5 protein-coding genes, 1 tRNA gene and 1 pseudogene are annotated in these 6,066 nt (G+C 66.4%); 4 read left to right on the top strand and 3 right to left on the bottom strand.

The genetic code is table 11. From position 1 onward, the window contains the following. Positions 1–318, bottom strand: a pseudogene (locus AWB92_RS29615) (hypothetical protein); the annotation flags it as partial. Between the two features lie 82 nt (positions 319–400). On the opposite strand from AWB92_RS29615, the gene AWB92_RS23770 reads away from it, so the two are divergent. The 4 genes from AWB92_RS23770 to AWB92_RS23755 all read left to right on the top strand — a co-directional run bounded on the left by AWB92_RS23770 (position 401) and on the right by AWB92_RS23755 (position 3,124). After that, positions 401–1,456 (top strand): poly-gamma-glutamate hydrolase family protein, encoded by a 1,056-nt coding sequence (locus AWB92_RS23770; protein ID WP_085190052.1) that lies wholly within the window; start codon positions 401–403, stop codon positions 1,454–1,456. A gap of 24 nt (positions 1,457–1,480) precedes the next feature. Continuing rightward, positions 1,481–2,305 (top strand): LLM class F420-dependent oxidoreductase, encoded by an 825-nt coding sequence (locus AWB92_RS23765; RefSeq protein WP_085190050.1) that lies wholly within the window; start codon positions 1,481–1,483, stop codon positions 2,303–2,305. 41 nt (positions 2,306–2,346) lie between these two features. Further along, positions 2,347–2,419 (top strand) — tRNA-Arg (locus AWB92_RS23760). A gap of 270 nt (positions 2,420–2,689) precedes the next feature. Beyond that, complete coding sequence (locus tag AWB92_RS23755) at positions 2,690–3,124, top strand: hypothetical protein (RefSeq protein WP_142282279.1); 435 nt, start codon at positions 2,690–2,692, stop codon at positions 3,122–3,124. Positions 3,125–3,787: 663 nt separating this feature from the next. On the opposite strand, the gene AWB92_RS23750 is transcribed toward AWB92_RS23755, so the two are convergent. Both AWB92_RS23750 and AWB92_RS23745 read right to left on the bottom strand, forming a co-directional pair. Beyond that, on the bottom strand, positions 3,788–4,588 hold the full coding sequence (locus AWB92_RS23750) for a DUF732 domain-containing protein (RefSeq protein WP_085190046.1): 801 nt from the start codon (positions 4,586–4,588) through the stop codon (positions 3,788–3,790). Positions 4,589–4,710: 122 nt separating this feature from the next. Further along, positions 4,711–6,066: DUF4185 domain-containing protein (locus tag AWB92_RS23745; protein ID WP_193791425.1), on the bottom strand; the 1,356-nt coding region annotated here is incomplete at its 5' end.

Below are 6,066 nucleotides of genomic sequence, written 5' to 3'. Positions count from 1 at the left end.
GATCGCGCCGCCGCCGCCGATCGCGCCGCCCCCGCCGGTGGTTCTGCCCCCGCCCGTCGTGGTACTGCCGCCGCCAGTGATCCTCCCGCCGCCGGTCGTGCTGCCGCCGCCACCCTCGGGAACCCATCCGTCGCCGCCGCGGTATCCGCCGCCGTCGCCGCCGAAGGCGCCTCCGCCTTCCGGGACGCCGGCGCCGGTTCCACCTCGGCCGCTCCCTCCGCCTAAGCCGAACCCGCCACCGTCACCACCGCCGTCGAGTCCGGCCGGCCCGATCCTCCGGTGACCGGTCTGTAGCGCCCGGGTCGCCCCGTACGGCACTATGAGAACGTCGTCGTCCGTGGAGAAGCTCGCGGGAGTTAGCTTGGTCGAAGTTCTCAGCGCCCAGACGGTGACCGCCTAGATGCCGGCCCGCCGGCACCCCTATTTCGCATACGGGTCAAATCTGTGCGTCAGGCAGATGGCGCTGCGCTGCCCCGACGCCGCGGATCCGCGACCGGCGGTGCTGGCCGACCACGACTGGCTGATAAACCAGCGCGGCGTGGCCACCGTCGAGCCGTTCGCCGGCAACGAGGTGCACGGGGTGCTGTGGCAAGTCTCCGACGACGACCTGGCGACGCTGGACAGCGCCGAGGGCGTGCCGGAGCGGTACCGGCGCGACCGGCTGACCGTGCACACCGGCGAGGGCGCATCACCGGCCTGGGTTTACATCGATCACCGGGTGATCCCGGGCCCGCCCCGGCCGGGCTATCTGCCCAGAATCATCGACGGCGCCGCCCAGCATGGGCTACCGCAACGATGGATCGACTTCCTGCACCGCTGGGATCCGTCCCGCTGGCCCCGCCCCATCGCCGCGACAACCCCTGCACCGCAATCACTTTCGGCGCTATTGAGCGAGCCCGGCGTGACTGAGGAGAGCCGGCTGCGATCGCGTTTCGGTTTCCTCGCCATCCATGGCGGCGGCCTGGAAGAGATGACCGACGTCATCGCCGAACGCGCCGCCGAGGCCGCCGACGCCTCGGTGTACGTGGTGCGTCATCCCGCTCGTTACCCGCACCACCTGCCGTCAGCCCGCTACGACCCGGACGAATCGCCAACGCTGGCGGAGTTTCTCGATCATGTCGACGTCGCCGTCTCGCTGCACGGCTACGGCCGAATCGGGCGCGGCACCCAGCTGCTCGCCGGGGGACGCAACCGCGCGCTGGCGGCCCACCTGGCGCGGCACATCCGGCTGACCGGCTATCAGGTCGTCACCGACATCGACGACATCCCACCGGAACTGCGGGGCCTGCATTCCAACAACCCGGTTAACCGGGTTCGCGGCGGCGGGACCCAGCTGGAACTTTCGGTCCGGGTGCGGGGTCTTAGTCCGCGCAGCCCGCTGCCGGGCGCCGACGGCTTGTCGCCTGTCACCTCTGAGCTGGTGCGGGGTCTGGCGGCCGCGGCGCGTTCCTGGTAAGTGTTTTTGGTCGTTGAACGGAGGTTGTTGGTGGGCAAGGATTTTCGCTTCGGGTTGAGCATGCGGTTCTTCAAGTCCCGGTCGGCGTTGGTCGACAAGGTGAAGCGGGCGGAAGATCTCGGATACGACATCTTGTGCGTGCCAGACCATCTCGGCGCGGCGGCACCGTCGCCGACGTTGACCGCGGTCGCGATGGTGACGAGCCGGATCAAGCTGAGCATGTATGTGCTCAACGCCGCGTTCTACAAGCCGGCCCTGCTCAGCAGGGACCTGCAGGCCCTCGACGTGCTCAGCGACGGCCGCCTCGAGATCGGCCTGGGCACCGGATACGTCCGAGAGGAATTCGAGGCCGCCGAGCTGCCATACCCCAGCGCCGGCGCGCGCGTCGACTACCTGGGGCACATGACGACGTATCTCAAGGAACATCACCCGACGACGCCCATCCTCATCGCCGGCAACGGCGATCGCGTGCTGACGCTGGCCGCCCGGCACGCCGACATCATCGGGCTGACCGGCGCCAGGGTGCACGACGTTGACGACCCGCTCGCTGAACGCATCGAGTTCGTCCGCAACGCCGCCGGTGACCGGTTCGACGCGCTGGAGCTGAACATGGTGATCACCGCGATGCCGCGCGATGGCGAGAGCGCACCCGACCTGCAGATGACCCGCCGGTACGCACCCGACCTGTCCGATGAGCAGTTGCTGTCGATGCCGTCGGTGCTCAGCGGGTCACCCCGCGAGATGGCCGACACGGTGGTCGGCCTGCGCGAGAAGTACGGCCTGAGCTGCTTCACCGTGCAGGACAACAACCTCGACACGTTCGCGAAGGTGATCGCCGAACTGCGGTGAGCGGTCGCCGCGCGTGCTGTCCCCGGTAAGCTCAGCCCGTCGCCCTCGTAGCTCAGGGGATAGAGCACGGCTCTCCTAAAGCCGGTGTCGCAGGTTCGAATCCTGCCGGGGGCACTTTTGTCATTGTATGACCTCGGCTGATGCTTGACATTTCGTCTTCGGGTGATGCCTGACAGTGTTTCGGCTGATGCTTGACAGTTACTTCGGCTGAATCCTTGACACTCCTGGAATGAGGGGGTTCAGCGTGACCGAGCTTCTGCGGACAGACAAACGTCGACGCGGTGCGGGCAACAGTTGTAGTTCTGGGTGGTCCGAATCAGCTCGTTGATTAGTAGGCTCAGTCGGACTATCAGCTAGGGGCAAACAGCGATGGAGGTGCGAGCCGTGAGCAGCAAAACCACTCCCGAGAAGATCGGTATGATTCCGGCTCTTCTAGTGGACGAGGTCCCTCGGTCAGCGGCCACCGAGCCGGAGCCACATCATCTTTCGGGCCCATTCAGCGATGGCGACGACGAATCTTTCACCCCGTCCGACGACGAAGTCTGGGTATTGCCGTTTTCCGGCCCATTCCGAAAAACGGCCAAGGTGGTAGCAAAAGTGAGCGAGGTCGATGGTGATGAGTTGAAGAAGAGCCTCGACAATATAACGACCCAGTTGGAAAAGGTACTGGCTGGCCAGACCCCGAAGAGTGAAACCGGATTTCGCATCGAGGAATTCAAGGTTGGGCTTGGGGTGAAAGGCAAAGGGACCGTTTACTTCGTTGGCGAGCTGGGGGTGGAAGCGTCTATCGAGCTGACATTCAGGCGCCAAGGCCAGTGATCACCTCTGGTCCAGCGTGAGCGGCCAGGACTACCAGAAATACCTGCGCGAAGGCGGCGCGAGATCATCGAAGGCGGCTTGATCGCCCTGACGCCACCGGGAAAGTGCGGCGCGTAGGGCTACGCGGTCACGATGCCGCTGATTGCGGTTCTCTTGGCGATGCTGCGGACCTGCGTGGCACATCCAGCAGGAGCAAATGCCCCTGCCGGTGTAGTGAAACACCCAGTGACATTTGGTCGCTGGTAACCAGCCCTCCCACCTTGCGGGAGGTTGGTCAGGGAGATCGCAGACGCCGTGATCGGACGCATGCTGCGGTTCGACGGCGAGATCGCCGCAAGCGAGTCGAAGCCAGAACGGGTTATGAGCATCAGTGCGGGACAAGGCGGAAGCCTCCAGGGGACTAAAGCGCCCCTGCCCGCTACCCCCGGATGAGGACAGGCAGGGGCTTCGGCGTCTCCACCGGATCCCGAGCCCTGCGATGTAGCCAGCTCACGCAAACAAACCTATCAGTTCTGCTGGCACCATTATTGCCGCCATTTCAAATTGCCGAACCCGATCATCACCCTGCGCCGCGATGCCGCCACTCATACCACAACGTCTGGTAGGCGGAAATTCAAAGTGGCCCAACGCATCAACACGTGGAGGCGATAGGCGACGCCAACACTACTGCTGACCCGGCAGCGGCGGCAAGCCGTCCCGAATGTCTTGCAAATTGCCATTGATGCCCTGCAGATCACGCTCGATGGCCTGCAGTCCGGAGAGCGCGTTTTGGAAACCGGTCTGCAGGTGCTCCTGGCCAGAAGGTTGGTACTGCGGGCAATACGCGACGACGGCGCCGGCCGCGACGCTGGCGCTTTGATTGGCGTCCCATACGGAGGATTGCTGCAGGACGCGAACGGCCTCGCCGAAGTCGGGCTGGTTCGCTAGGAACTCGCAGACCGCGTGCCCATGGCTCGTCACGTACTCGTTGCTCGGAACGGGCACGCCGTCCTGTTTCAGCGCGCCGATGAACGCCCTGTCGACGATCTCAAGCGTGGGGGCGTGTGCTGCCGGCGCGGCGGGACTGGGTGCAGCGGCCGGCGGGGGCGGGACGGCCGCCGGGGGCTGGACGGCCGTCGAGGGCGGGTCGGCCGACGGCGCAGGGTCCGATTTGTGCGCCGCGAACATGACCGCCACCGCGGCGGCGGCGACGCCAAGCAGAGACAGCGGTAACGCCGCGAGCGGAACCATGCGGCGACGCCGACGCTTGCGCCTGCGAGGCGCGCTGCGCGGCGATGAGGTTTCTGCCGGGACCGGAACCTCGTCAACCGTCTCGGGTTCGACGACCTCGACGGGGTGGCCCAGGCGCTCGTCGAGCAGGGCGTCGATGTCTCGGATCGACGGCCGATCACCCTGCCCACGCATCGATTGGCGCCCAAGAGCGATGCGCCGCAGCTCTTGGTCGATCGCCTCCCGATCGCGCATGTCAACCAGTCTGAGCGTGCGACGACGTTGCGGCAAGCCCCGGCGACCGCTGACAACGCGTGTGCGCTTTGTCCGATGGTGGCGACCCGCGGCGCCCGGCTACGCCGCGCTTGCGATCGCCACTATGGCAGAACGGTGTGCATCAGCATCACGTCGTATGCCGACCACAGCGACAGGTTGAAGTAGAGATCCCGGCCCGACGACCACGGATGGATCATCGGCGCGTAGATGCCGCCGGGCATCTGGAAGGACGACACGAGCGGTTGCTCCCCGCTCCACGGTCCGGTCGGCGTCGGCGCGGTCCGCGCCACGACGTCGTTGCTGCCACCGTTGGTGTAGAGCACCAAGTACTGCTTGAGGTAGCTGTTGTACTGCGCCGACATCTCCCCGACCGGGCCGGGCCACAGCGGCGTCGCCGCCCCGGGATTAGCGGCCACCCAGTGCCCGCCGTTGTCGCCGTTCCAGTATTGGTACTTGCTCAGGTCCGGCAGGTAATTCGGGGGAACCCGGGACAGGAACGCCGCACCGCCGCGCCCCGACGGGGTGCCGAACTGGTAGATGTAGCCGTCGTTCCCCTTCATGAACGCGCCCATCTGGAAGTTCTCGTTCCCCGGCGTGAACGGGACCCCGGGGATGGCGTCCGCCGAGGCCGTGCGAATGCTGCTGGGGAAGATCCCCCAGTTCTGGCCGTTATCAACGGATCTCGCGATCGCGGAGTAGTTCGTCTGCCATTCCCCGTCCCGGCCCCACTGCCGGATGGACATGTAGCTCATGTACTGGGTTCGCCCCAGGGACATGGCGGTGGTCGGGATGATGCCGGTTTCGTGCGGCGCCTTGTGGATGGTGTTGACGACCTGCTTGGAAAGATTGGATGCCCACACCGGTGAGCCTGAATACTTATCGTTGGGCACCCCGTCGGCGATGTGAATTCCGTGCGACAAGTCGCGGTCCGAACTGCGGAACAAGGTGTTGTATCGCCATTGCTGGCCGCGGACCTTGCAATAGCCGAACGTGTCACCAAAGGCCATCAGCACCTGGCGGTTGACGGGGTCGCCGTTGTCCCAGATGATCCCGAGGTCGGTCCCCGAGATGCTAAATCGCTCGAGGGTCTTGTTCGGGCCGTTTGGTCCGGTCACCCAGTCGACCAGCGACGTCGGTGCCCCGGCGATATTGGCCGGCGGCGGGGGCGCCGGCTGCGCCGCCGGCTGTGGGGCCGGCTGCGGCTGGACCGGGGCCGCGTTCGGCACTTGCGGGAAGCCCGGCGCGGGCGGGTTGGGCCCGGGCGGTGGAACCACGCCGGCCTGGGGCTGTATCGGCGCGGAGTAGCGCTGGCCGCCCGTCGTTCCCGGCTTGAGCAACGAGGAGATCAGCGGACCCAGTCTGGGCAACGGCGCCTGGTCGTTCGCGTGAGTCGGCCGACGTCCGGTCGGCGGTTGGACGACGGGTTGGGGGGCCGGCATCGGGGGCGGCGCGGCCGG

It is taken from the genome of Mycobacterium sp. IEC1808 (assembly GCF_002101935.1).
Classification (GTDB): domain Bacteria; phylum Actinomycetota; class Actinomycetes; order Mycobacteriales; family Mycobacteriaceae; genus Mycobacterium.
Note: the sequence above shows the minus strand (reverse complement) of the source record. Positions and strands in the feature narration are given on the sequence as shown.

Coding starts and splice junctions, on each gene's coding strand:
- AWB92_RS23770 (WP_085190052.1), top strand. CDS start 401: ATGCCGGCCCGCCGGCACCCCTATTTCGCATACGGGTCAAATCTGTGC.
- AWB92_RS23750 (WP_085190046.1), bottom strand. CDS start 4,588: ATGCGCGATCGGGAGGCGATCGACCAAGAGCTGCGGCGCATCGCTCTT.